Source organism: Streptomyces sp. NPDC006743 (genome assembly GCF_040703815.1).
Taxonomy (GTDB): Bacteria; Actinomycetota; Actinomycetes; order Streptomycetales; family Streptomycetaceae; genus Streptomyces.
The window spans coordinates 1-25,479 of the sequence record NZ_JBEYJA010000032.1 but is presented as its reverse complement, the minus strand read 5'-3'; the positions used below and the strand labels follow the sequence as shown (position 1 = coordinate 25,479).

The 25,479-nt window shown below is 72.9% G+C and carries 17 protein-coding genes; 13 read left to right on the top strand and 4 right to left on the bottom strand.

Going from position 1 to position 25,479, the window contains the following annotated elements; translation table 11 throughout:
* The first annotated feature begins 65 nt into the window (after positions 1 to 65).
* From ABZ719_RS24090 to ABZ719_RS24075, 4 genes are all read left to right on the top strand, one after another.
* Positions 66 to 1,631 carry a diaminobutyrate--2-oxoglutarate transaminase family protein gene (locus ABZ719_RS24090; RefSeq protein ID WP_366727251.1) on the top strand — a complete coding sequence of 522 codons (1,566 nt, stop codon included), beginning with the start codon at positions 66 to 68 and terminating at the stop codon, positions 1,629 to 1,631.
* 347 nt (positions 1,632 to 1,978) lie between these two features.
* Positions 1,979 to 3,808 carry an IucA/IucC family protein gene (locus ABZ719_RS24085; RefSeq protein ID WP_366727291.1) on the top strand — a complete coding sequence of 610 codons (1,830 nt, stop codon included), beginning with the start codon at positions 1,979 to 1,981 and terminating at the stop codon, positions 3,806 to 3,808.
* A 198-nt stretch (positions 3,809 to 4,006) separates the two neighbouring features.
* A complete protein-coding gene (locus ABZ719_RS24080) occupies positions 4,007 to 4,816 on the top strand; it encodes a GNAT family N-acetyltransferase (RefSeq protein WP_366727250.1) in 810 nt (269 codons plus the stop codon).
* Between the two features lie 277 nt (positions 4,817 to 5,093).
* The gene (locus tag ABZ719_RS24075) at positions 5,094 to 7,082 is read left to right on the top strand and encodes an ATP-dependent DNA helicase (RefSeq protein WP_366727249.1); all 1,989 of its coding nucleotides are present in this window, start codon (positions 5,094 to 5,096) and stop codon (positions 7,080 to 7,082) included.
* Positions 7,083 to 7,319: 237 nt separating this feature from the next.
* Here ABZ719_RS24075 and lexA read toward each other — a convergent pair whose 3' ends face one another.
* Entirely contained in the window at positions 7,320 to 8,099 is a 780-nt protein-coding gene (gene lexA, locus ABZ719_RS24070) for a transcriptional repressor LexA (RefSeq protein WP_037856788.1), read from the bottom strand.
* A gap of 578 nt (positions 8,100 to 8,677) precedes the next feature.
* Here lexA and nrdR point away from each other — a divergent pair.
* Both nrdR and ABZ719_RS24060 read left to right on the top strand, forming a co-directional pair.
* Positions 8,678 to 9,238, top strand: a complete 561-nt coding sequence (gene nrdR, locus ABZ719_RS24065; protein WP_366727248.1) for a transcriptional regulator NrdR — start codon at positions 8,678 to 8,680, stop codon at positions 9,236 to 9,238.
* Between the two features lie 162 nt (positions 9,239 to 9,400).
* Positions 9,401 to 12,289 (top strand): vitamin B12-dependent ribonucleotide reductase, encoded by a 2,889-nt coding sequence (locus ABZ719_RS24060; RefSeq protein ID WP_366727247.1) that lies wholly within the window; start codon positions 9,401 to 9,403, stop codon positions 12,287 to 12,289.
* A gap of 70 nt (positions 12,290 to 12,359) precedes the next feature.
* Here the strand turns inward: ABZ719_RS24060 and ABZ719_RS24055 are convergent, their stop codons facing one another.
* Positions 12,360 to 12,893 carry a TerD family protein gene (locus ABZ719_RS24055; protein WP_366727246.1) on the bottom strand — a complete coding sequence of 178 codons (534 nt, stop codon included), beginning with the start codon at positions 12,891 to 12,893 and terminating at the stop codon, positions 12,360 to 12,362.
* Between the two features lie 170 nt (positions 12,894 to 13,063).
* On the opposite strand from ABZ719_RS24055, the gene ABZ719_RS24050 reads away from it, so the two are divergent.
* From ABZ719_RS24050 to ABZ719_RS24030, 5 genes are all read left to right on the top strand, one after another.
* Positions 13,064 to 13,669, top strand: a complete 606-nt coding sequence (locus tag ABZ719_RS24050; RefSeq protein ID WP_366727245.1) for a YdbC family protein — start codon at positions 13,064 to 13,066, stop codon at positions 13,667 to 13,669.
* Positions 13,670 to 13,789: 120 nt separating this feature from the next.
* A complete protein-coding gene (locus tag ABZ719_RS24045; RefSeq protein ID WP_366727244.1) occupies positions 13,790 to 14,449 on the top strand; it encodes a histidine phosphatase family protein in 660 nt (219 codons plus the stop codon).
* An 11-nt stretch (positions 14,450 to 14,460) separates the two neighbouring features.
* On the top strand, positions 14,461 to 15,369 hold the full coding sequence (locus ABZ719_RS24040) for an ADP-ribosylglycohydrolase family protein (RefSeq protein ID WP_366727243.1): 909 nt from the start codon (positions 14,461 to 14,463) through the stop codon (positions 15,367 to 15,369).
* Positions 15,370 to 15,736: 367 nt separating this feature from the next.
* A complete protein-coding gene (locus ABZ719_RS24035; protein ID WP_366727242.1) occupies positions 15,737 to 16,438 on the top strand; it encodes a ribonuclease HII in 702 nt (233 codons plus the stop codon).
* 68 nt (positions 16,439 to 16,506) lie between these two features.
* A complete protein-coding gene (locus ABZ719_RS24030) occupies positions 16,507 to 17,136 on the top strand; it encodes a hypothetical protein (RefSeq protein ID WP_366727241.1) in 630 nt (209 codons plus the stop codon).
* Between the two features lie 260 nt (positions 17,137 to 17,396).
* On the opposite strand, the gene ABZ719_RS24025 is transcribed toward ABZ719_RS24030, so the two are convergent.
* Both ABZ719_RS24025 and ABZ719_RS24020 read right to left on the bottom strand, forming a co-directional pair.
* Positions 17,397 to 18,011 carry a hypothetical protein gene (locus tag ABZ719_RS24025; RefSeq protein WP_366727240.1) on the bottom strand — a complete coding sequence of 205 codons (615 nt, stop codon included), beginning with the start codon at positions 18,009 to 18,011 and terminating at the stop codon, positions 17,397 to 17,399.
* 379 nt (positions 18,012 to 18,390) lie between these two features.
* Entirely contained in the window at positions 18,391 to 20,556 is a 2,166-nt protein-coding gene (locus ABZ719_RS24020) for a RecQ family ATP-dependent DNA helicase (protein WP_366727239.1), read from the bottom strand.
* A 243-nt stretch (positions 20,557 to 20,799) separates the two neighbouring features.
* Here ABZ719_RS24020 and ABZ719_RS24015 point away from each other — a divergent pair, with 243 nt between their 5' ends.
* Both ABZ719_RS24015 and ABZ719_RS24010 read left to right on the top strand, forming a co-directional pair.
* Entirely contained in the window at positions 20,800 to 22,548 is a 1,749-nt protein-coding gene (locus ABZ719_RS24015) for a DUF4192 domain-containing protein (protein ID WP_366727238.1), read from the top strand.
* 608 nt (positions 22,549 to 23,156) lie between these two features.
* Positions 23,157 to 25,319: a glycogen debranching N-terminal domain-containing protein gene (locus tag ABZ719_RS24010; protein ID WP_366727237.1), complete on the top strand. Its 2,163-nt coding sequence runs from the start codon at positions 23,157 to 23,159 to the stop codon at positions 25,317 to 25,319.
* Positions 25,320 to 25,479: the final 160 nt, after the last annotated feature.

The window sequence follows — 25,479 nt, the reverse complement described above, 5'->3', positions numbered from 1 at the left end:
CCCGGAGTCCGGCCCGCCGCCCATGGCGGAGACCGGTGTCCTGGGACAGCGGAGGACAGGGAGCCGTGACCGTGACGGAGTCTGCGCACGAGAGGTGCGCGTCGGACGACGCGCGCCTCCTGCACGACGGGATCCTGCGGCGCCAGTCCGCGCGTGAGTCGGCGGCCCGCACCTACGCGCGCGTCCTGCCGATCGTGCCGGTCAGGGCGCGCGGGCTCACCATCGAGGCAGCGGACGGCCGGCGCTACCTGGACTGCCTGTCGGGCGCGGGCACCCTGGCCCTCGGGCACAACCACCCCGTCGTCCTGGAAGCCGTCCGCAGGGTCCTCGACTCCGGCGCGCCCCTGCACGCCCTCGACCTGGCCACCCCCGTCAAGGACGCCTTCGTCACCGAGCTGTTCCGCACCCTGCCGGCCGGTCTCGCGGACCGGGCCCGCGTGCAGTTCTGCGGGCCGGCGGGGACGGACGCGGTGGAGGCCGCGTTCAAACTCGTCCGGACGGCCACCGGACGCGGCGGCATCATGGCCTTCACCGGCGCCTACCACGGGATGACCGAGGCCGCGCTCGCCGCGTCCGGCCACGCTCGCGACGTACGGGTCGCCCGGCTCCCCTACCCGCAGGACTACCGCGGTCCCTTCGGGCTCGGCGGCTCCCGCGGGGCCGAACTCGCCGCCCGCTGGACGGAGTCCGTACTGGACGACCCCCAGTCCGGGGTCCCGCTGCCCGCCGGGATGATCCTCGAACCCGTGCAGGGCGAGGGCGGGGTGATCCCCGCGCCGGACGCCTGGATGCGCCGCATCCGGCAGCTCACCGAGGAGCGGTCCGTGCCCCTGATCGCTGACGAGATCCAGACCGGAGTCGGCCGCACGGGCGCCTTCTGGGCGGTGGACCACAGCGGGGTGACGCCGGACGTGATGGTGCTGTCGAAGGCCATCGGCGGGAGCCTGCCGCTGGCCGTCGTCGTCTACCGCGACGACCTCGACGTCTGGGAACCGGGAGCCCACGCGGGAACCTTCCGCGGCAACCAGCTCGCCATGGCTGCGGGCACCGCGACCCTCGCCCACGTCCGCGAGAACCGTCTCGCCGAACGCGCCGCCGTCCTCGGTTCCCGCATGCTCTCCCGACTGCGGGAACTGGCCGGGCGCCATGCCTGCGTCGGTGACGTGCGGGGCCGCGGGCTGATGCTCGGCCTCGAACTGGTCGACCCCGAGGCGGAGTCGGAAGCGGCCATGGAGCCGGGGGAGAGGGCGGCCGTCGCGGCGCAGCGGGGCAGCGGTGTGGCCACCGCTGGTCCGGCGGAGGTTCCCGCTGCGGGCGACGGCACCCGAGGGTCCGTCGCGCTCCCCGAACCCGCGGTGCGCCGGCCCCCCGCCGCGCCGGGGATCGCCGCCGCCGTGCAGAGGGAGTGCCTGCGACGGGGTCTGATCGTCGAACTCGGCGGCCGTCACGGCAGTGTGGTCCGGCTCCTGCCCCCGCTCACCCTCACCGACGAGCAGGCGGCGGCGGTGCTCGACCGGTTGAGCGACGCGGTCGAAGCGGCAGCCCGGAGCCGGCCCGGGCGCGCGGGCGGACAGGTCCACCCGCTCCGACGGCGACCGCCGTCCACCACCGGCCCGGACGGAACGGGCTGACGCCAACTGCCGGTTCCCGGCGGTCCACCACGCCGCCCTGTCCCCAGGCGCGCACGGACAGACAGCGGAGAACCCCGGACGGCGCAGACGGCGCAGACGGCGCACAAGACCACGCAGGCCACGCAGACCACACAGACGACGCGGCCCACCTTGCCGACGCAGGCAGCGCGTGCGGCACGGACGGCCCCCGACACCGAGGAACCGCCTTGAACACCACCCCCACACACCGCGGCCACTCCGTACCTCCCCCGGAAACGAACGACACAGTCCCTCGTCAGCCCGGCACTCCCTCCCCTCACCGGCCGCCGCGGGCGACGGCCGCTGCCGGCCCGGACGTCCCGGACGACCTGCTGGACCACCCCGACCCGTTCACAGCCGCCCAGGCCGCAGGCGTCGAGAACCTGCTGCGCTGCTGGGTCCGTGAGACCGGTGTCCGCGATCCCCAGGACGGCTTCCTGCGCATCCCCCTCCCGGCCAGTGGAACCGCGCTGCTGGTGCCGGTCCGCCACTGGTCACCGGCCGGCTGGCACCGCTTCGGACCGCCCCGCCTGGCCGGCGCTCCCCAGGGCGCCGCACCGGCCGATGCCGTCACGGTCGCCGCGCTGCTCGCCCGGGAAGCGGCCGATCCGGCCGCTCCACCCCTGACCCCACAGGCGCCGGCAGCTTCCTCCGCCATGGGACCGCAGGCAGAGGCGGTCGATCTGGTGGCCCGCGTCGCCGACTCCGTCCGTCGTACCGCCCTCTTCCTCGCCGACCGTCGCGCCCACCCGGACGACGGACCCGACCGCTTCCTCTCCGCCGAACAGGCCCTCCTGTTCGGACATCCGCTGCACCCGGCGCCCAAGGGCCGCGAGGGACTCTCGGAAGCCGAGGCACGGCACTACTCACCCGAGTCACGGGGATCCTTCGCCCTGCACTGGATGGCAGTGGCACCCGCCGTCCTCGCCGCCGACTCGGCCTGGACCGAGTCCGGGCGACCCGTGCCCGCCCACCGCATCACCGCTCGGCTCGCCGGAGACGGACCGAAGGTGCCCGACGGCCACGCCCTCCTTCCCCTGCACCCCTGGCAAGTACGCGAGGTGCTGCATCGCCCCGAGGCGAGGGCACTCCTCGACGCGCGCCTGCTGCGCGACCTCGGACCCCATGGACCCGACTGGCATCCGACGTCCTCCGTACGTACCGTCCACCGCGGTGGCGCGCCCGCCATGCTCAAGCTCTCCCTGGGCCTTCGCATCACCAACTCCCGGCGGGAGAACCTCCGGAAGGAACTGCACCGCGGCGTCGAGGTCCACCGACTGCTGCGCAGTGGTCTCTCCCAGCAGTGGCGGGCGGCCCACCCCGGCTTCGACATCGTGCGCGACCCGGCCTGGCTGGCCGTCGACGGCCAGGACGGCGCTCCCGTGCCCGGACTGGACGTGATGATCCGTCACAATCCGTTCGGCCCGGCGGACGACGTCTCCTGTGTCGCCGGGCTCGTCGCCCCCAGGCCCTCCCCCTGGAACGCGCCGTGCCCGCCGCCGGCGGGGGACCGGTCCCGGCCGGCCGCGGGTCAGGCAATGCGCTCCCGGCTCGCCGAGGTCATCATGCGTCTCACCGCCCGAACCGGACGTCCGCGGGGAGCCGTCGCCGCCGAGTGGTTCCTGCGCTACCTCGAACAGGTGATCAGGCCCGTGCTGTGGCTGGACGGCGAGGCGGGGATCGCCCTCGAAGCCCACCAGCAGAACACGCTGCTCCTGCTCGACGCCGACGGCTGGCCCGCAGGCGGTCGCTACCGCGACAACCAGGGCTACTACTTCCGCGCCTCGCGGCGCGCGGAACTCGACGCCCGGCTGCCCGGCATCGGCGCCCGGAGCGACACCTTCGTCTCCGACGAGGTCACCGACGACCGCTTCGTCTACTACCTCGGCTTCAACAACGTGTTCGGGCTCATCGGCGCCTTCGGCTCCCAGCGCCTCGCCGACGAGAGCCTGCTCCTGGCCGCCTTCCGCCGCTTCCTCGCCGATGCCGCCACCGGTCCGGGACGCATGCGCTCCACACTGCCCGCCCGGCTGCTCGACTCACCGGTCCTGCCCTGCAAGGCCAACCTGCTGACCCGGCTGCACGGCCTGGACGAACTCGTCGGTCCGGTCGACACCCAGTCCGTCTACGTCACCGTCACCAACCCCCTCCACTCCTGAACGCCACCGCCGTCCCGCGACCGGCGCCGCCGGTGCCACGGACCGGCCCCGGCGCCGGCCTCGCCGCCCCCACCTCCGATCGGCCCCGCTCAGCCACGCCACTCGCCGGACGCCACACGCCCCACGCCACACGCCGCACGTCACCGAGGACCGTGCCTCACCTCGGTCCCGCCACCGCCTTCCCGAGAGGAGCGCCCCATGTCTCCCATCGAGGCCGGCGCCGCCGCCTGCCACGTCCCCGCCACCCCGTCCCCCGCCGGAACGGACCCCGGCCTCACGGCCCTCCGCGACACCGGCCCGGGCACGACCGGTCCCGTCTCACGTCCCCGGACCGCCGAGGAGTGCGCCGACGCCGAGGACACGCTCGACCTGCGTCTGCCCGACGACTTCGTCGCGCGCTTCGCCGAGCCGGCCCGAGCGCGCACCGCCGACCGGGCCGACCTCCTCGACGGCGTCGGATCCTGGGGACCCACCGCCACGCCCGTCGGCACCTTCCAGTTGGTCACCGTCCTGATCGAGCGGGACCTGCCGGTCGTCAGCCGCTGGATGAACGAGCCCGCGGTCGCCGAGTTCTGGCACCTGGCCGGGCCACCGAGCGTGACCGAGGAGCACCTGCGCGCGCAGGTGGACGGCGACGGGCGCAGCGTTCCCTGCATCGGACTGCTGGACGGCATGCCGATGAGCTACTGGGAGATCTACCGGGCCGACCTCGATCCCCTGGCCCGGCACTACCACTCACGTCCGCACGACACCGGTGTCCACCTCCTCATCGGCAGTGCCGCCGACCGCGGCCGGGGCGTCGGCAGCGCCCTGCTGAGAGCGGTGGCCGGCCTCGTACTCGCCGAGCGTCCCGCGTGTTCCCGCGTGGTCGCCGAGCCCGACCTTCGCAACGCACCCTCCCTCTCCGCCTTCCGCGCCGCCGGCTTCCGGCTCTCCGCCGAGGTGGACCTCCCCGGCAAACGGGCCGCCCTCATGCTGCGCGACCGGACCTCCCGCAGGCCGCTGTGACAGTCCGCCATGTCCTTGTCACTTCTGGTGCACCGGCCGACGCGAACCGGTCACCCCTTCCACGGTCCCGCCCCGGGCCGCCCTCCTCCGGCTCCGTCCCGCGCCCCGGGCGGGAAGGACCGGGCCTCGATACCGGACCCGGGGTCCCGCGTCCCGATTCCCGACCGGGGGTCCCGCGCACCGATGCCGGACCGGGGGTCCCACGTACCGGTGCACCGTCGCCCGTCCCGGCGTCCGGGACCCGTTTGTCAGTCCGGAGCCGTAGGGTGGTCGCGCTATGACGAAGCCCTCTCTCCCCGAACTCCTGCATGCCGCCGTCGCCGCCGTCGGCGGCACGGAGCGCCCCGGCCAGGTGACCATGGCCCAGACCGTCTCCGACGCGATCGACGACGGTTCGCACCTGCTGGTCCAGGCCGGCACCGGCACCGGAAAGTCGCTCGGCTACCTCGTGCCGGCGCTCGCACACGGAGGCCGGGTCGTGGTGGCGACGGCCACGCTGGCCCTGCAGCGCCAGTTGGTCGAGCGGGACCTGCCGCGCACGGTCGACGCCCTGCACCCCCTGCTGCGCCGCCGCCCGGAGTTCGCGATGCTCAAGGGCCGGTCGAACTACCTGTGCCTGCACCGCCTGCACGAAGGTGTGCCGCAGGACGAGGAGGAGGGCCTGTTCGACCAGTTCGAGGCGGCAGCTCCCACCAGCAGGCTGGGGCAGGACCTGCTGCGGCTGCGCGACTGGTCGGACGAGACGGAGACCGGGGACCGCGACGACCTCACACCGGGCGTCTCGGACCGGGCCTGGGCGCAGGTCTCGGTCTCCTCCCGCGAGTGCCTGGGCGCCTCGAAGTGCGCCTACGGGGCGGAGTGCTTCGCCGAAATGGCCCGCGAGCGCGCCAAGCTCGCCGAGGTGGTCGTCACCAATCACGCGCTGCTCGCGATCGACGCCATCGAGGGCGCGCCGGTCCTTCCGCAGCATGAGGTACTGATCGTCGACGAGGCCCACGAGCTGGTCTCGCGGGTGACCGGCGTGGCCACCGGTGAGCTGACCCCGGGGCAGGTCAACCGCGCCGTGCGCCGCGCCGCGAAGCTGGTCGACGAGAAGGCCGCCGACCAGCTGCAGACGGCCGCCGAGGGCTTCGAGCGGCTGATGGAACTGGCCCTTCCCGGTCGTCTGGAGGAGATCCCGGAGGATCTCGGCTATGCGCTGATGGCGTTGCGGGACGCCTCCCGCACCGTCATCTCGGCCATCGGCGCCACCCGTGACAAGTCGGTCCAGGACGAGGACGCGGTCCGCAAACAGGCGCTCGCCTCCGTGGAGAACGTGCACGACGTGGCGGAGCGGATCACCAACGGCTCCGAATGGGACGTGGTCTGGTACGAGCGCCACGACCGTTTCGGCGCCTCGCTGCGCGTCGCCCCCATGTCCGTGTCGGGCCTGCTGCGGGAGAAGCTCTTCACCGACCGCTCCGTGGTGCTCACCTCCGCGACCCTGAAGCTCGGCGGCGACTTCAACGGCGTCGGCGCCTCACTGGGCCTCGCCCCCGAGGGCACGCAGGGCGATGACGTGCCGCAGTGGAAGGGGGTGGACGTCGGTTCGCCGTTCGACTACCGCAGGCAGGGCATCCTGTACGTCGCCAAGCACCTGGCGCGCCCCGCGCGGGACGGCGACCGCGGGGACATGCTCGACGAGCTGACGGAGCTGATCCAGGCGTCCGGCGGGCGGACGCTCGGCCTGTTCTCGTCGATGCGGGCGGCCCAGCTCGCCGCGGAGGAGCTGCGCTCGCGCGTCCCGGAGTTCCCGATCCTCCTCCAGGGCGAGGAGACGCTGGGCGAGCTGATCAAGAACTTCGCGGCCGATCCGAAGACCTGCCTGTTCGGCACCCTCTCGCTCTGGCAGGGCGTCGACGTCCCAGGACCCAGCTGCCAGCTGGTCGTGATGGACAAGATCCCGTTCCCGCGTCCGGACGACCCGTTGATGAGCGCCCGCCAGAAGGCGGTGGAGGAAGCCGGGGGGAACGGTTTCATGGCCGTCGCCGCGACGCATGCGGCGCTCCTGATGGCCCAGGGCGCCGGGCGCCTCGTCCGTGCGTCGGGGGACCGGGGGGTGGTCGCCGTCCTGGATCCGCGGCTGGCCACAGCCCGCTACGGGAGTTATCTGAAGGCCTCGCTGCCGGACTTCTGGTACACCACCGACCGCAACCAGGTGCGGAAGTCGCTCGCGGCCATCGACGCGGCGGCGCGGCAGGCGGAGGGCGAGCAGGTCGGGGAGTGATCGCGGGGTAGCCTGAGCGGCGCCCGGCGCCGCTCAGGCTACCCCGCGACGGGTCCACGTCTGTCCGCACCTGTCCTGGGGTCGTGCGCGTGGCCCTCGAGCCAAGCCGGCCCGGAGCCGGCATGCGGGCCAGGGGCCGCGGGCTGTCGGTGGCCGGACAGCACAGGGCCCCGGAACCGGCGCAGGGGTTCCGGGGCCCGGTCAGGGGCGGGTCGGTGGGCCCGTCCGGCGCTGGTCTCAGACGCGCCGCAGGACTGCGACCACCTTGCCGAGAATGGTCGCGTCGTCACCGGGGATGGGCTCGTACGCCGCGTTGTGCGGGAGCAGCCAGACGTGGCCGTCCTCGCGCTTGAAGCGCTTGACCGTGGCCTCTCCGTCGATCATGGCGGCCACGATGTCGCCGTTCTCGGCGACCTGCTGGCGGCGGACGGTCACCCAGTCGCCGTCGCAGATCGCGGCCTCGATCATCGAGTCGCCGACGACCTTGAGGACGAACAGCTCACCGTCGCCGACCAGCTGCCGGGGGAGCGGGAAGACGTCCTCGACGGACTCCTCGGCGAGGATCGGGCCGCCGGCGGCGATCCGCCCGACGAGCGGGACGTAGGACGCGGCCGGCTTGCCCACGGTGTCCGTGGGCTGCAGCGTCGCGGCCTGGTCGGAGCCGCGGACCTCGTACGCGCGCGGGCGGTGCGGGTCGCGACGCAAGAAGCCCTTGCGCTCCAGCGCCATCAGCTGGTGGGCCACCGACGAGGTGCTGGACAGCCCCACGGCCTGGCCGATCTCGCGCATGGACGGCGGGTAGCCCCGCCGCTGCACCGAGTCCCTGATGACTTCGATCACCCGGCGCTGGCGATCGGTGAGGCCCGAGCTGTCGGCCCGGATGCCTGGAGGTCGCCCCGGCAGGGAGCGCTTGTGTCCCTCGGGGTTCGCGGCTTCGTTCATCGCATGCACCGGCTCGAGTCGGCCCTGGGGGCGGTCCTGGGCAGTGATGGTGGCACTGTCTGCGGTGGTGGTCACGTCGGCCCCTCTCGATGGTCTCCCTCCGGCACAACGGTAGTTGCTTTCGAAAGGTTGCGCCAAACACACGTTCGAGTGAAAAACCGCGAATGGTCTGGCTTGATCATGTGTCTGGGTGTATAGGTGGCGCGGCTCCCGGCAGGCAAAAGGGTCCATTGCTGTACTCTTCACCGCCGGGGTGCGGCCCCTTCGGACCGCTGCCCCAGTCTGCCATCCGGCGGCCCGTCGACAGGGTGCCGGTCGCTCATCTGCCGGACAGTCCTACGCGTCCTCCGTGCCGCGTTCACGGTATCTCCGTACGCCCTCGGGCGGTGCCGGCGGGCGTCGGCGTGTCTTCCTCCGCCGCGCGGGCCCGGGGCGGCTCCACGGGCCGGGGCCGTCCTTCCGCGACACGCCTGCCCCGTGGGGCACGTACCGGCCAATCCCTACATCTAGTGGTTGGATAGCTACAGCAGCCCACAAGTTGTGTTCCCCCGGGTCTTCGGTCCTCCCGGCATCGCCTATGCTTGGGGCTGCTTCGGCGGGGCCCATGAGGTCCTGCGTAGCCATTGAGTCTGCTGTGAGGAGGGTTGGAGTCCATGCACTGCCCCTTCTGCAGGCACCCCGACAGCCGTGTCGTCGACAGTCGTACGACGGACGACGGCACGTCGATCCGCAGGCGCCGCCAGTGCCCTGACTGCTCTCGCCGGTTCACGACCGTCGAGACGTGTTCGCTCATGGTGGTCAAGCGGTCCGGAGTCACCGAGCCCTTCAGCCGCACCAAGGTCATCAACGGCGTGCGCAAGGCGTGCCAGGGGCGGCCTGTCACGGAGGACGCGCTGGCCCAGCTGGGGCAGCGGGTCGAGGAAGCGGTGCGGGCCAGCGGGAGCGCCGAGGTGGCCGCTCACGAGGTGGGGCTCGCCATACTCGGCCCCCTGCGGGAGCTGGACCTCGTCGCCTACCTGCGGTTCGCGTCCGTGTACCGGGCGTTCGACTCGCTCGAGGACTTCGAGGCCGCCATCGCGGAGCTGAGGGAAGGAACGCGACGCCCCGGCGCGCAGGAGGAGGACGGCGACGGCGCCGTCACGGGGAGCCAGGAAGACGATCGCGGGCGCGGCGGGACGGCTGAGGTCCCCCTGCCCGCACGCGCCGCCGACTGATCGGCGGGCCGGTCCGGACCGCGGGTCCGGGTCCGGCTGTGCGGCGGCGAGGAAGACGGTTGCGGGCGGCAGCGACAGGGGTGCCCGCAGCACCAGACAGAACATCGTGTCCCGGAACATCGGGGCACTTCAGGGCGTTTTCGCCCGTATCAGGGAGGCGGCATGACAGAGACGGCGAGCGGTCCGGCACGAGGTTCCCGCGCCAAGGGCGGCAAGGCTGGGAACAAGGGGCTGCACATCGAGCGCATCCACACCACCCCCGGCGTACACCCGTACGACGAGGTGAGCTGGGAGCGCCGTGACGTCGTCATGACCAACTGGCGCGACGGCTCGGTCAACTTCGAGCAGCGTGGCGTCGAGTTCCCCGACTTCTGGTCGGTGAACGCGGTCAACATCGTCACCAGCAAGTACTTCCGCGGTGCCGTCGGCACCCCGCAGCGCGAGACCAGCCTGAAGCAGCTGATCGACCGCATCGTGAAGACGTACCGGAAGGCCGGTGAGGACTACAAGTACTTCGCCTCGCCCGCCGACGCCGAGATCTTCGAGCACGAGCTGGCGTACGCCCTCCTGCACCAGATCTTCAGCTTCAACAGCCCCGTCTGGTTCAACGTGGGCACCCCGCAGCCCCAGCAGGTCTCGGCCTGCTTCATCCTGTCCGTCGACGACTCCATGGAGTCGATCCTCGACTGGTACAAGGAAGAGGGCATGATCTTCAAGGGCGGCTCCGGCGCCGGCCTGAACCTCTCCCGGATCCGTTCCTCCAAGGAGCTGCTCTCCTCCGGCGGCAACGCCTCCGGCCCCGTCTCCTTCATGCGCGGCGCCGACGCCTCCGCCGGCACCATCAAGTCCGGTGGTGCCACCCGCCGCGCCGCCAAGATGGTCATCCTCGACGTCGACCACCCCGACGTGGAGGACTTCATCGAGACGAAGGTCAAGGAGGAGGAGAAGATCCGCGCCCTGCGCGACGCGGGCTTCGACATGGACCTGGGCGGCGACGACATCACGTCCGTCCAGTACCAGAACGCCAACAACTCCGTCCGGGTGAACGACGAGTTCATGAAGGCGGTCGAGCAGGGCGGCAAGTTCGGTCTGCGCGCCCGGATGACCGGCGAGGTCATCGAGGAGGTGGAGGCCAAGTCCCTCTTCCGCAAGATGGCCGAGGCCGCCTGGGCCTGCGCCGACCCGGGCATCCAGTACGACGACACGATCAACCACTGGCACACCTGCCCGGAGTCCGGCCGGATCAACGGCTCGAACCCCTGCAGCGAGTACATGCACCTGGACAACACGTCCTGCAACCTCGCCTCGCTGAACCTGATGAAGTTCCTCAAGGACGACGGCAAGGGCAACCAGTCCTTCCAGTCCGAGCGCTTCGCCAAGGTCGTCGAGCTGGTCATCACCGCGATGGACATCTCGATCTGCTTCGCGGACTTCCCGACCCAGAAGATCGGCGAGAACACCCGCGCCTTCCGCCAGCTCGGCATCGGCTACGCCAACCTCGGCGCCCTGCTGATGGCGACCGGCCACGCCTACGACTCCGACGGCGGCCGCGCGCTGGCCGGTGCCATCACCTCCCTGATGACCGGCACCGCCTACAAGCGCTCCGCCGAGCTGGCCGCGGTCGTCGGACCGTACGACGGCTACGCCCGCAACGCACAGCCGCACCAGCGCGTCATGAAGCAGCACGCCGACGCCAACGCCACCGCCGTGCGCATGGACGACCTGGACACCCCGGTGTGGGCCGCCGCCACGGAGGCCTGGCAGGACGTGCTGCGCCTCGGTGAGAAGAACGGTTTCCGTAACTCCCAGGCGTCCGTCCTCGCCCCGACCGGCACCATCGGCCTCGCGATGTCCTGCGACACCACCGGTGTCGAGCCCGACCTCGCGCTGGTCAAGTTCAAGAAGCTGGTCGGCGGCGGCTCGATGCAGATCGTCAACGGCACCGTCCCGCAGGCCCTGCGCCGCCTGGGCTACCAGGAGGAGCAGATCGAGGCGATCGTCGCCCACATCGCCGAGCACGGCAATGTGATCGACGCCCCCGGTCTCAAGCAGGAGCACTACGAGGTGTTCGACTGCGCCATGGGCGAGCGCGCCATCTCCCCGATGGGCCACGTCCGCATGATGGCCGCGATCCAGCCGTGGATCTCCGGCGCCATCTCCAAGACGGTCAACATGCCGGAGTCGGCGACCGTCGAGGAGGTCGAGGAGATCTACTTCGAGGCCTGGAAGCTGGGCGTCAAGGCGCTGGCGATCTACCGCGACAACTGCAAGGTCGGCCAGCCGCTCTCCGCCAAGACCAAGGACTCCGACAAGAAGCCCGAGGCCGCCGAGGAGAAGCAGCCGAAGGTCGAGAAGGTCGTCGAGTACCGCCCGGTCCGCAAGCGTCTCCCGAAGGGCCGTCCCGGCATCACCACCTCCTTCACCGTCGGCGGCGCCGAGGGCTACATGACCGCCAACTCCTACCCGGACGACGGTCTCGGCGAGGTCTTCCTGAAGATGTCCAAGCAGGGCTCGACCCTGGCGGGCATGATGGACGCCTTCTCCATCGCGGTCTCCGTCGGCCTCCAGTACGGCGTGCCGCTGGAGACGTACGTCTCGAAGTTCACCAACATGCGCTTCGAGCCGGCCGGCATGACCGACGACCCGGACGTGCGGATGGCCCAGTCGATCGTCGACTACATCTTCCGCCGTCTGGCGCTGGACTTCCTGCCCTTCGAGACGCGCTCCGCGCTCGGCATCCACTCCGCCGAGGAGCGTCAGCGCCACCTGGAGACCGGCTCCTACGAGCCGATCGACGAGGAGGTCGACGTCGAGGGGCTCGCCCAGTCGGCGCCCCGCCAGACCGACCTGAAGGCCGTCGCCACGCCGAAGGCCGAGGCCGAGGCGGCCGCACCCGCCCCGAAGGAGGCGCACACCAGCGCCGAGCTGGTCGAGATGCAGCTGGGCATCCAGGCCGACGCCCCGCTCTGCTTCTCCTGCGGCACCAAGATGCAGCGCGCCGGTTCCTGCTACATCTGCGAGGGCTGCGGCTCGACCAGCGGCTGCAGCTGATCTGACGGGCATGTGATGAAGTAAGGGGCGTCGGCCATGGCCGACGCCCCTTACCCGTCCCACCGGCCGATCAGCGCCGATGCACGGCGCCCATGGTCCGGGTGAACTCCGCCGGGTCGTCCTCGAAACCGAGGACGCCCGGGCGGAACTGCCAGCTTCCGGAGCCGTCGCGGGCGAACTCGGCCACGGCGGCCGCCGTCGCCGACGGGACGCCGCCGAAGTCGTCCTCGGCGAGCACGGTGTAGCCCTCCCGGATGCGCAGCCCCGCGTCGAGTACCCCGGAGAACGTGCGCGGGGCGGAACGCTGCTGGATGACCACGCCGACGACCACGCGCGCGTACCGCTCGGACAGCCGCTCGAGCTCCAGGGTCATGACCTCGTCCCAGCCGAAGCCTTTGCCGTCGGTGCTGTCCCGGTTGAGGTAGATCGTGCCGTCGGGGGAGCGGCTGTCGAAGTGCACCAGATAGTCGGCCGCGCCGTACGGATCGTCCGCCAGGTAGGTGCCGGCCACGATGTCCAGGTCCGTGGGCGGCTGCCCCGCCGGACTGGGATCCCACTTGAGCGCCACCTCGATCTTGCGGATTCCCTTGCTGAGCCCGCTCACCGGACTCCCCCTTCCCCGTGCTCCCGTTGCCCCGTTCCGGCGCGCCGCCTGCCCAACTTCCGGCGTGCGAACGTTTGTTGTCCATCGTGCCATGCCGATCGGTGCGCCCGTGCGGGCGCTGTCTTCGGGAGAGTGACCGGCGCCACGCCCCAGGGCCGTACGATGGCGCGGTGCTGGTCAAGTGGATTCGCTGCACCGTGGTGGACCGCCGGGGCTTCGAGCGGGGGCAGCGGAAGTGGGCGGGGCTTCTGGGAGAGCCGGGGTTTCGGGGGCAGGGGGGTGGCTGGAGCCGGGGACGGGACGGGGTGGCCCACGTCTTCGCCTTCTGGGAGAGCCGCGCCTTCTACGACTCGTTCATGGCCCGCTCCCACGACCGGCTGGCGGCCGCCCAGGCCGGAACGTTCAAGGACGCGCAGGTCCGGCTTTTCGATCACAGATTCGACGTGAAGACGGGGTTCCAGCCGCGCTTCACGGACGCCGACCTGGTCCGCGTCGCGCTCTGCAGGGTCCATGAGGAGCGCGCCGAGCACTTCACCCTGATGCAGGAGAAGGTGTGGAACCCGGCGATGGCCGGCTCGCCCGGCATGGTCCGGGGCCTGTTCGGTGAGGCGCCGGGCAGCGAATTCCTCGTCCTGTCCATGTGGCAGTCCTCCGCCGAGCACGGGAAGTACCGCACCGAGCGTGTCGAGCGACTGGCGCTGCGTGCCCAGACGGAGGCCGATGTGGCGGCCATGACGGGCGCCGTCGTGGACCTGGAGCCCACCTGGACCGTGTGACCCGACCCGCCCGGGAGCGCGGACGCGAACCGTACGGGTCATGAGCCCGGACATGTGACCTACACCGTACGAGGGCCGCTCGATTCTCCGAACGGCCGTCGCCCGATCTAGTGTTTTGGCATGGCACGACCACGGCGCATCGTTCTTGTCCGGCACGGCGAGTCGACGGGCAATGTCGATGACTCCGTCTACGAGCGCGAGCCCGACCACGCGCTGGCGCTCACCGAGCGGGGCAGGCAGCAGGCCGAGGACACCGGCAAGGAACTGCGCGAACTGTTCGGACGCGAACGCGTGAGCGTGTACGTCTCCCCCTACCGCCGCACCCACGAGACCCTCCATGCCTTCCACCTCGACCCCGGCCTCATCCGGGTGCGCGAGGAGCCGCGGCTGCGCGAGCAGGACTGGGGAAACTGGCAGGACCGCGACGACGTACGCCTCCAGAAGGCCTACCGGGACGCCTACGGCCACTTCTTCTACCGCTTCGCCCAGGGCGAGTCCGGCGCCGACGTCTACGACCGGGTCGGCGGCTTCCTGGAGAGCCTCTTCCGCAGCTTCGAGGCCCCCGACCACCCGCCCAACGTCCTCCTCGTGACCCACGGCCTGGCGATGCGCCTGTTCTGCATGCGGTGGTTCCACTGGACCGTCGCGGAATTCGAGGCGCTGTCGAATCCGGGGAACGCCGAGATGCGGATGCTCGTTCTCGGTGACGACGGCAGGTACGCCATGGACCGGCCGTTCGCGCGGTGGCGGGACCCGGAACCGTACGGGATCACTGGATAGAGTGGCGAGCGATGACCTCAGACTCCTCTCCCGGCGGGCGCCTGGAGCGCGCCCTGGCCAGCACGCGCGGACTCTCGGTCGGGGACGCGCTGGGCTCGCAGTTCTTCGTGCCGGCGAACTACCCCCTCCTTCACCGCCGTGAGCTGCCGCCCGGCCCGTGGCAGTGGACCGACGACACCGAGATGGCCTGCTCCGTGGTGGCCGTCCTCGTCGCCCACCACCGCATCGACCAGGACGCCCTGGCCGGCTCCTTCGCCCGCCACCACGACTTCGACCGGGGGTACGGTCCCGCGGTGAACCGCCTGCTGCGTCTCGTCCGGGAGGGCGGGGACTGGCGGGAACTGGCCGCGGCCCTCTTCAACGGACAGGGCTCCTGGGGCAACGGCGCCGCGATGCGGATCGCCCCCTTGGGCGCCTGGTACGCGGACGATCCCGAGCAGGCCACCCACCAGGCCGAGATCTCGGCGTACCCGACCCATCAGCACCGTGAGGCCGTCGTGGGCGCCATGGCGGTCGCCGTGGCCGCCGCCCTCGCTGCGGCCCCTGACGGGCCGCCGCGCCCCGAAGCGCTCCTGGACGGCGTCATCGCCCTGGTGCCCGCCCGCAGCGCCGTCGGCGCCGGGCTGCGCCGCGCCCGCGACATGCTCGACTACAGCGACGCGAGCACGGTCGCGGCCGTCCTCGGCTGCGGCCGGCGGACGACGGCCCACGACACGGTGCCCTTCGCGCTCTGGTCGGCCGCCCGGTGCCTCGGCGACTTCGAGGAGGCCTTCTGGAGGACGGCCCAGGCCGGCGGCGACGTGGACACCACCTGCGCCATCGTCGGCGGGGTGCTCGCCGGGGGCGAGGCGGGCAGTCCGCCCGCCGAATGGGTGCGCTCCACGGAGGCGCTGCCCGACTGGCTGCCCGTCCAGGCCTGACCCGCTTCCGCGCCCGCTGTGCCCGGCGGGTCCCCGGGACAGCTCTGCTCCGTGCCGCGTCCCACACCCTTCGCTGCGCGATTCACGAATGCGACCCGAGCCCTGTGGAGCGGATCCGCGGAGCCGTTTCCTCCAGGGGGATCGGTCACGCACGGTGCCGCAATGACGCCGGAGCGGGCCGGTGAAGGGTCAGTTGCGCGGCCGACGCCCGGTCCCCTCGCTGCCGTACCAGCTGCGCAGGATCGCGCGCGAAGGTGTGCATGAGCGAAGGCAGCGACCCGGACCACCGGGTCTGCGGCAGCGCTGTGACCGCGGGGGGAAACCGGGGTGTCGCATCGGGATCAGGGCGGCGTACGCTAAGGGCGCCATGCCGTACGAACCACCCACTCACACCGTCGAGCGCTCCCTTCGCGCAACGACCGGAGCCAAGGTCATCGCAGGTGTCGACGAGGTGGGGCGGGGTGCGTGGGCCGGTCCCGTCACCGTCTGCGCCGCGGTCACCGGACTGCGCCGGCCTCCCCTGGGGCTCACCGACTCCAAGCTGCTCACCGTCAAGCGGCGCACGGAACTCGCCGTGGAACTGGAGAAGTGGGTGACGGCGTACGCCCTCGGGCACGCCGCACCGGAGGAGATCGACGAGCTGGGGATGACGGCGGCGCTGCGGCTCGCCGCCGTGCGCGCCCTGGAAGGACTCCCCGTCCGTCCCGACGCGGTCATCCTCGACGGCAAGCACGACTACCTCGGCACTCCCTGGCGGGTTCGTACGGTCATCAAGGGTGACCGGTCGTGCGTGGCCGTCGCGGCGGCCTCGGTGATCGCCAAGGTGCACCGCGACAAAATGATGGCCGAACTGGGCGCCGACCATGCAGACTTCGGATTTGCGGCCAACGCCGGTTATCCGTCGCCTGTGCACAAGGCCGCGCTGGAGGAGCGGGGGCCCACCCCGTACCACCGGCTGTCGTGGGCGTATCTTGATGCGCTGCCGCGCTGGCAGCACCTCAAGAAGGCCCGGGTCTGGCTGGAGGGAAACGTTCCGCAGATCGAGGGCCAGCTCGGCTTCGACTTCTGACGGGGCCGCTTGCCCGGATGTGCCCCCCGCTCACGCGGGCCGTACCAACGTTTGATAAATATCAGCTCATGCCTCTCATTCCCGAGGAGCCTCAGATTCACGAGAGTGCCCAGGGTCCCCGCGCCACTCCGGCCACCGGCCGCACCGCGCCGACCCCCCGTCCCGTACCCGGCCCCCGTCCCGCGGCTCCGTCGCGTCCCGGTCGTCCCGGCCCCGTGCGGCCCGCGCCGCCGGCGCAGCGTACGCCGCGGGACGTCGCCGCGACGAAGCCCGCCCCTTCGGGTCCGGCTGTCCCTGCCGCCTCGGCGGCTCCGCAGATCCAGCTGATCCCCGCCTCGGCCGAGGGTGCCCTCGACGCCGCCGAGGAAGCGGTCGACCTGCTCCTGGAGTCGGGTCGTGCCCCCGGGGAGGTGCTGGTGATCACCACCGGCGACCCGCACCCCTGGGCCGCCCACGAGTTGTCCTTCGGTGAACCGTCCTACTGGGCGCAGCACGACGCGGGCGACGACGTCTTCTACACGGACGCCGCCGGAATCTCGCGTGCCGCCTCCCGGCCGGTGGTCGTGGTCGCCGTCAACGGCGGCACCGGCGACGCCGTCGCCGCCGCCCTGCCGCTGGCCCACACCCGGGCCGGAGCGCTGCTGATCGTCTGCGGTGACCCGCAGCAGATCAACTCGGTACTGGGCGCAGGCGTCTGAGGGGTTCCCGGCAGCTCGGCCGGGACCCCTGCCCGTCCGGCACCGGGGGTGACAGCCGTCGTCGCGGAGCACCGCGCGGCGGCTGTTTCGGCATGGAGGGCGGTCCGGGAGTGCCCGGCCGTCCTGCCCGGCGGCATCGGTCTTTTGCGCCCGCGCGCAGGGGACGACGCAGTGCGGGGCGGGCGCGGGCTGGTCGCCGTCGCGGACGTCCGTGCACGCCGGGCGGCGCGGAACGGTGGTGCCGGGGTTCGGCGTCGGCGTCAGCGGGCCGCTGCGCGGCGCAGTACCTCGGAGGCCGCGCCTCCGGTACGAGGTGACGGCGGCGGTGCCTCCGCCGTGCCGAGGGCTTCGGGCGTCGAGACGGCGCTCGGTCTGCGGCCGCCTCGCCCCTCACCGAGGACCTGCCACCCGTCCCTGGTCAGCGTGATGTACGCCCCGCAGCGCAGCCCGTGCAAGGTGCACGCGTCACGCAGTCCCCACATCCACGCGCCGTCCTCCTCCGTCCAACGCCCGTCGCCCTCGCGGCAGTTAAGCAGCACCGCGGTGCGTACCGGGGTACGGCGCCGCAGATCGTGCGGTACGACGCGGCGCAACTGGGCGAGCAGCGCGTTGCGGAACATCCAGCCGTCGGCGGGCGAGGGGCGGCGGATGAACGACGCGCTCGCCCGTAGCCGCTCGTCCGGATCGAGGACCGCGACCACGGCGGTGGCCGGCCCCGGACGGTGCCGGGAGTGCAGTCCGCTGACGACTTCCCGGGGGTTGCGCAGCAGGGGAATGCCCGCGGCGGCCCACTCCGCGGGTTCGAGCACACGATGGGCCGAGGCGGCGGTCGTCGACAACGAGGCCGCCGAGGACGGAGCGAATCCGAAGGTCACGTTCCTCCCTTCGGCTACGCGCCCATACTGCGGGCGGGGTCGGATTCAGGGGAGTGCACACCGCGGCGGAGCCCTACCGGACCGGGCCGGGGCCGCGCGGGGAGCGGACTTCAATTCTTCCTGTCGAACTGGGTTGCGGCAACGAGCAATTGGGGTCACCGACCGTTATCGGCTGACCCGTGCCTTATATCCCTACCCAGCGACCGGCCTCGCGACGCCTGGAAGTGCACGGCCGGTCACGCCTCCACCGCCGGTGGGGAGCATGTACCGCGCCTTGCGGGCACACACGCGCCACGGACCGTGAGAAGCATGACCCGGCACCCGGACCCGGCCGCCGGACGGGTGCGGCCGTCGCCCGGCTGCCGCAGCCGGGGTGCGCTCAGCCCTGGACGGCCAGCACCAGAGGCAGCACTCCCTGGGCCCCCGCCTTCCTCAGCAGCCGGGCGGCGACCGCGAGGGTCCAGCCGGTCTCGGTGCAGTCGTCCACCAGGAGCACCGGCCCCGGACACTCGACGAGTGCCGCGGCCAGCGAGGGCGGCACGGTGAGCGCACCGTCGAGGGCCTTGAGCCGCTGCGCACTGTTGCTGCGGGACACGGGACGCGCGTCCCCGGCGTATTCGACCGTGCCCAGCAGCGGCAGCCGGCCGACCTGGGAGATGTGCGCGCCCAGGGACTGGACGAGCCGGGGGCGGGTGCGCGAGGCGACGGTGACGACACCGGCCGGGCGCGGCTGCGCGTCCGCCGCGCCCGTGGCCCAGCCACCCGGTGCCTTCGCCCAGTCGGCCAGCACCCCCACCACGGCCCGGGCCACGTCCTCGGGCAGGGGGCCGTCCGGCGCGTGGGGTGCGAGCATGGGCCGCAACCGGTTGCCCCAGCCGATGTCCGACAGACGCCCCAGGGCCCGCCCTTCGGAGGCCTGCTCGGCGGGCGGGATGCGCCCCTTGAGGGCGACACCGATCGCCGCGAGGCCGGTCGGCCACATGCGCCGCGGTTCCACCTCCACCCCGGCCCGGCCCAGGTCCACGCGCGCGGCGTCCAGCGCCGAGGCCGAGGTGTCGGCGGTGAACCGGGCCCCCGCGCAGTTGTCGCAGCGGCCGCACGGCCTGGCGGTCTCGTCGTCCAGCCGGCGCTGCAGGAACTCCATCCGGCAGCCCGTCGTCGCCGCGTACTCGCGCATCGACTGCTGTTCGGCCGCCCGTTGCCGCGCGACCCAGTCATAGCGCTCCGCGTCATAGGTCCACGGCAGCCCCGTCGAGATCCATCCGCCCTTGACCCGCTTGACCGCCCCGTCCACGTCGAGCACCTTGAGCATGGCCTCCAGGCGCGAACGGCGCAGCTCGACCAGCGGCTCCAGAGCCGGCAGCGACATCGGTCCCGGGGCGTGGGCGAGCACGTCGAGGGTCCTGCGCACCAGCTCCTCGGAGGGGAAGGCGAGCGACGCGAAGTACTCCCAGATCGCCTCGTCCTCCTTGCCGGGCAGGAGAAGCACTTCCGCGTGCTCGACACCGCGGCCGGCCCGGCCCACCTGCTGGTAGTAGGCGATCGGCGACGACGGGGAACCGAGGTGCACGACGAAGCCCAGGTCCGGCTTGTCGAATCCCATACCGAGGGCCGAGGTGGCCACCAGTGCCTTGACCTTGTTCGCCAGCAGATCCTCCTCGGCCTGCTGCCGGTCGGCGTTCTCCGTCTTGCCGGTGTACGACGCGACGGCGTGCCCGCGGTGCCGCAGGAAGGCGGTGACCTCCTCGGCGGCGGCCACGGTGAGCGTGTAGACGATCCCGGAGCCGGGCAGCTCGTCGAGGTGGTCCGCCAGCCAGGCCATCCGGTGTGCGGCGTCCGGCAGCCGCAGCACGCCCATGCTGAGGCTCTCCCGGTCCAGGGGCCCGCGGAGCACCAGCGTGCCCGAGGCGTCACCCGTCCCCAGCTGCTCGGCGACGTCGGCGGTCACGCGGGCGTTGGCGGTGGCGGTGGTGGCCAGCACCGGGACACCCGCCGGGAGTTCACCGAGCATGGTCCGAAGCCGCCGGTAGTCCGGGCGGAAGTCGTGCCCCCAGTCCGAGATGCAGTGGGCCTCGTCCACGACGAGCAGACCGGTGGCGGCGGCGAGCTTCGGCAGGACCTGGTCCCGGAAGTCGGGGTTGTTGAGCCGCTCCGGGCTGACCAGCAGGACGTCGACCGCGCCCTGTGCGACCTCCGCCTGGATGGTGTCCCATTCCTCCGGGTTCGCGGAGTTGATCGTACGGGCGTGGATGCCGGCGCGGGCGGCGGCCTCGACCTGGTTGCGCATCAGCGCCAGCAGCGGGGAGACGATCACCGTGGGGCCGCTTCCGCGCGCCCGGAGCAGAGAGGTGGCCACGAAGTACACCGCGGACTTGCCCCAGCCGGTGCGCTGGACGACCAGCGCCCGGCGCCCCTCGGCGACCAGCGCCTCGATCGCCCGCCACTGGTCCTCGCGCAACCGGGCCGTGCCCGTGCCGTCGCCGACGAGGCGGGCGAGGACCGCGTCGGCCGCCGCCCGGAGTTCCGCGTTGCTCGTGTGCTCCATGCGTCCCATACAACAGGACGGCACTGACAATCGGAGACAGCGGGACGGCGCCGGTCACCGGAGAGAGCGGGAGGCCGCCGGGGCTGGGAGACGGCCGGACGAGGCAGGGGCTGTCCGGAGCGGCGGGGCCGCGGACCTGGGCCGCGGCCGGGCTTGTGCCGACGTGACGCTGGTCGGACTTGTCCACAGGGCAGTTATCCACAGGCAAAACCGGAAGATTCAATTCCGCGAGATCGTCGCCGCATGACGAACCACAGCGAAACGACCGGACCCTTCGGAAACGGCCACATCACCTACGACGGACCGGGCCCCGAACACCAGGTCACCCTGCGTACTCCGGCCGAGCTGGCCGATGCCCTCCCGTATCTGCTCGGCTACCGGCCGGACGACAGCATCGTTCTGGTCGCCCTGCACGACAAGGACGGCCGGGGCCGGTTCGGCGGCCGAGCCAGGCTCGGTATTCCGCCGAGCCGGGGCGACTGGCCGTCGGCGGCCCGGCAACTGGCCCACGGCCTGATCACGGGCAGCGAGCGCCGAGGCGCCAAACCGGAGCAGATGGTCGCCTTCCTCTGCCAGGAGCCCGCGAGCGGTGAGTCGCCGCCCGACGTCGTACGACGGTTGCAGCCGCTGGCGCAGAAACTGCGCACGGAGTGCGGCCGCCTCGATGTCCCCGTGATCGAGGCCCTGTGCATCTCAGGGGGCCGCTTCTGGTCCTACTGCTGTCCGACCGACGGGTGCTGCCCCGACGAGGGATGGCCCATGGGACTGCCCGGCACATCGGTCCTGGCCGCCGCGGCGACGTACGCGGGCATCCAGGTGCGCGGCAGCCTGCGCGAGCTGCGGGCCAGGCTGCTTCCCTGGGAGACCCCTGCCGCACGGGCGCAGGAGACCGCGCTGGACAAGGCGGGCAGGGCCCTGGTGCCCAGGATCCTCGACGAGGCGAGCCGTGTCGCGGTGGCCGAGGAGACCCTCGACCTGGCCGAGCGTGTCCTGTGGCGGTTCGCCGAGGCGCCCGGCATCGCCGGTGCGCTCCCCTCCGACCTGCGCGACGACCGACTGCTGGAGGACGAGGAAGCGGCCTTCCTGATCCTCGGCCTGCAGGACCGGACGACGCGCGACCGGGCGGCCGAGTGGATGGAAGGGGAGGAAGCGGCTCCGGCGCTCCGTCTGTGGCGGGCGCTGGCCCGCCGCTGTGTCGGAACCTACGGGGAGCACGCGGCCGCGCCGCTGACACTCGCCGGCTGGGTCGCCTGGTCCCTGGGCGACGACCTGGAGGCTCGCGAAGCCCTCGCCATGGCGCTCGGCGCGGACCCCGACTACCTCTTCGCCCGCCTGCTGCACCAGGCCTGCAACGAGGAACTGGACCCGGAATCGGTCCGCCGCTGCCTGCGTGCGGAACGGGTGGGACGGGAGTGGTCGGCGGACGCCGAAACGCTCGGCGCGGGCGAGGACGCCGGACAAGAGGCGGCTGCGGGACGGGACACGGTTGCGCAGGCAGTGTCTGTCGCGGACGCGGAGGGAGCGGACGCCATGGCCCCGCGGGACGCGGCCGTCGCGGACGCGGCAGCGGAAGGGGCGGGTGAGACGGAAGACGTGGGGGAGGCGGAAGAAGTGGGGGAGGCGAAATCCCCCGTGGACGCGGGCGGGGTGCCGAAGGCGGAGAACGCGGAAGGGGCAGAAACCGTGGAAGGCCCGGCGCGGCCGCTGGTGACCGCCGGTGACAGCAGTCACTCACCGGCGGTGAAGGGCGAGTCCTCGGGGCGTCGGCGCCGACTGCGAGGCGGCGCACCCGTCCCGGACGGTGGCGGCGCGGACGGCCCTCGCCCGGCCACCTCCCGCACCGACAGCGGTCACCCGCGCCCCGGGGCCTCCAGGTCACCTGGACGCACCCGCCCGCGCGCCGGATCCCGGACCAAGGGGGACGTACACCACCGCCGCGGATGCCGGCCGACCGGCAAGCCCCGCGCCGGCAGGCCCGAGGACGGCGTATGAACCCGCTCCGGTCGATCCAGAGGCGGTGGTTCAAGCCCTGCCCGGCGGCCCAGGGGAAACCGGCCGGTCACCGGCCCGGTCACCGGCTCTCCGGCCCGCCTGGCAGACTCGGCGAGCGCGAGGGGCGGGGCCGGCACGGGAGGCGGGACGAGCGGAAGCGGCCGGGCGCGCACGGGAAGCCCGCCACGTGCGGGGAGCCGGGCCTGGACGGTCGGTCGGCTCCGCAGGATCAGCCAGGCCACGGGCCTACGGGCGACAGTGAACCGGGCGATCGGCCCACGGGCGCGGGAGGACGGGGTGGCGGACGGCGCAGCGTGGTCCGGCTCTCGTCGGCCGGAACGCTGCCGCCGGCAGAAAGCGCGGCACGCCTCGCGCAGGACGAGGATCGGCGGCCGGCCGTCGGCGGCCCCGTCGGCCGGTGGGTTCCGCCCAGCCGCCATTCGGTCGGCTTCCCCCGTCGCGGGCGTGACCCGGGACGGCTCCCCGGCGTTCACCTGAGTGGCGGAGCGCCCGGCCGGGCCACCCCGCCGCCGTTCCCGGGCCCCCTGCGGGCCGACGCCAGGCGCCCCGCCCGCCCGGGGCCCACAGAGCGCAGAGGAAGCCGTCCCATGCACCAGCAGACGCCGCCCTGCCCCACCGGCGACGCCCCCACCGGGGCCGTGCTCCCTTCCGAGACGTGGGCGGCCGGGCCGGCGTGGCGCGGGACGACGGTCCGGGAGGCACGCCTTGTCCCGTCCGTTCCCGCTCCTCCGCCCGCGCGCGTCGCCGCGCCCGTCCGCGGCGGCTCCCGGGGCGCGGCGCGGCAGCCGGCCCCCCGCCCTTCCTCCGAGCTGCCTCCCACCCACGACGCCCTGATCTGCGTCGCCCTCCCCGGGCTGGCGATCTCGACCGCCCAGGGGCAGCTGACCGGTCGCGGCCTGGAGGGCTTCTACCGCGCCGGCAGGCGCCTGCTCTCCCGCTGCCAGGTCCGGGTCGCCGGTCGCGAACCGCTCGCCGTCCAGGCACTGATGACCGCCGCGGACCGGGCCCGCTTCGTGGGCGTCCTGCGCGCTTCACCGGGCACCGGGCCCGATCCCGACGTACTCGTGGAACGCGTGCGCGACGCGGACGGCACGGAGCGGATCACCTTGCGCAGCACGTCGCTGCGCCCCTTGAGACTCCCCGTGGAGGTGGCCCTCGGGACGGACCTCGCCGACCTGGGCCAGATCGCCCGGGGCCGCGCGGGCGGCGAGCGGCCCGCGAGCGTGCGTGGCTCAGGTCTGCGCTGGTCCAGCGGGGCCACGAGCGCGTCGGTCACCGCGGACCCGCCACCCGCCGAAGCGCTCGCCTCCGCCGGTCTGCTGCGCTGGGAGTTCGAGCTGCCCCCAGGCGGCACGACGAGCGTGGAACTGCGGGTACGCCAGGACGGCGCGGGCCCGCTGCGGGCAGCGGGCCGCGCGGCGACGAGCCCACTGGCACCGGCGCGGGCCAGGGCAGACACCCCGGGTGTCGCGGAACTGATGCGCGCCGGCATCGACGACCTGCATGCTCTCCTGCTGCGCGACCCGACACACCCCGCCGACCTCCACCTCGCGGCAGGCACGCCCTGGCGTTCCGGTCTGGCCCCGGCCGAGGCGCTCGTCGCCGCCCGCATGGTGCTGCCCCTGGGCACCCGGCTCGCCGCGAGCACCCTGCGCACGCTGGCCCGCACCCAGCGGGCGGGCCCGGGGCCGCAGTCCGGCATGATCCCCGGTCCGCGCAGGGACGCCGGCCCGCACCTTCCGCCCGGGTGCACGGGCACGGAGGCGACCCTGCTCTTTCCCGTGGTCCTCGCGGAAGCCCGCCGATGGGGCCTTCCGGCACAGGAGACGGAGGAGCTGCTGCCCGCGGCCGCGGACTGCCTGACCTGGCTGCGCACCGCCGTGGGCGAGGGCACGTACCTGTGCGACCCGCTGCCCGGACGGCCCGTGCGCTGCGAGATCCAGGCGTACGCCCACCGAGCGGCAGTGCTCGGTGCCGATCTGCTCGACGCGTTCGGCCGGCCCGGCGCCGCCGAGCTGCGGCAGTGGGCCGGGCAGCTGCGTTCGGCGTTCCGCAGCGGTTTCTGGGTCGAGGACCCCAGCGGCGGCAGACCCGCCGCGGGCAAGACCCCCGACGGGCGCCTTCTGACCCACCTCGACGCTTCCGCCGTGCATCTCCTCGACACGGGGCTGGCGGGCGGTGGCGAGCAGGCGCCCGGACTGCTCGACGAGGCGCAGACCGGGCAGCTCGCCCGGTTGCTCGGCGGACCTGCGATGGACTCGGGCTGGGGACTGCGGGGACTGGCCGCCAAGGAGGCGGGCTTCAACCCTTTCGGGCATCGTGCCGGGGCGGTGCGGGTGGCGGAGACGGCGGTCGCCGTAGCGGGTCTGGCGGCCGCCGGACACGAGAAGGAGGCGGGCGCGCTCCTGCGGGGCGTTCTGGCGGCGGCCCAGGCCTTCGGGCACCGACTGCCCGAGATGTTCGCCGGAGAGCAGCGCACGGACGGCAGCGCACCCGTGCCGCATCCTGCGGCCTGCCGTCCCTCGGCCACGGCGGCCGCCGCCGCGGTCCTGCTGCTGACCTCGCTCGCGGGCATCCGGCCCGATGCCCCCGCCAGGTCGGTCACCCTGCGGCCGGTGCGGACCGCGCCGCTCGGGGAGATCGGCTTCACGGGGCTGCGGGTGGCCGGAGCGCCGTTCTCCGTGCGCGTCAGCAGGCTCGGCATGGCTCTGGTGGAGGAGGCCGCCGAAGGACTGCAACTGGGAGCTTGATCCCGTACGGCCCAGGAGGAGCGACGAAGGGCTGGAGCTCGTACGAGCCAGGCGCACGGGGGGGGGTGCCTCTATGTCTTTCGTCAAGCGAGGCGTGGGGTTCTGGGTTCGTAGAAGGTGCCGTCGCGGAGCATGGCGAACAGGACGCTGATGCGGTGGC

What these genes read in the sequence shown, in the direction of transcription:
- ABZ719_RS24080 (WP_366727250.1), top strand. Translation starts at nt 4,007, where the DNA reads ATGTCTCCCATCGAGGCCGGCGCCGCCGCCTGCCACGTCCCCGCCACC.
- ABZ719_RS24075 (WP_366727249.1), top strand. Translation starts at nt 5,094, where the DNA reads ATGACGAAGCCCTCTCTCCCCGAACTCCTGCATGCCGCCGTCGCCGCC.
- nrdR (WP_366727248.1), top strand. Translation starts at nt 8,678, where the DNA reads ATGCACTGCCCCTTCTGCAGGCACCCCGACAGCCGTGTCGTCGACAGT.
- ABZ719_RS24060 (WP_366727247.1), top strand. Translation starts at nt 9,401, where the DNA reads ATGACAGAGACGGCGAGCGGTCCGGCACGAGGTTCCCGCGCCAAGGGC.
- ABZ719_RS24045 (WP_366727244.1), top strand. Translation starts at nt 13,790, where the DNA reads ATGGCACGACCACGGCGCATCGTTCTTGTCCGGCACGGCGAGTCGACG.
- ABZ719_RS24040 (WP_366727243.1), top strand. Translation starts at nt 14,461, where the DNA reads ATGACCTCAGACTCCTCTCCCGGCGGGCGCCTGGAGCGCGCCCTGGCC.
- ABZ719_RS24035 (WP_366727242.1), top strand. Translation starts at nt 15,737, where the DNA reads ATGCCGTACGAACCACCCACTCACACCGTCGAGCGCTCCCTTCGCGCA.
- ABZ719_RS24030 (WP_366727241.1), top strand. Translation starts at nt 16,507, where the DNA reads ATGCCTCTCATTCCCGAGGAGCCTCAGATTCACGAGAGTGCCCAGGGT.
- ABZ719_RS24020 (WP_366727239.1), bottom strand. Translation starts at nt 20,556, where the DNA reads ATGGAGCACACGAGCAACGCGGAACTCCGGGCGGCGGCCGACGCGGTC.
- ABZ719_RS24015 (WP_366727238.1), top strand. Translation starts at nt 20,800, where the DNA reads ATGACGAACCACAGCGAAACGACCGGACCCTTCGGAAACGGCCACATC.
- ABZ719_RS24010 (WP_366727237.1), top strand. Translation starts at nt 23,157, where the DNA reads ATGCACCAGCAGACGCCGCCCTGCCCCACCGGCGACGCCCCCACCGGG.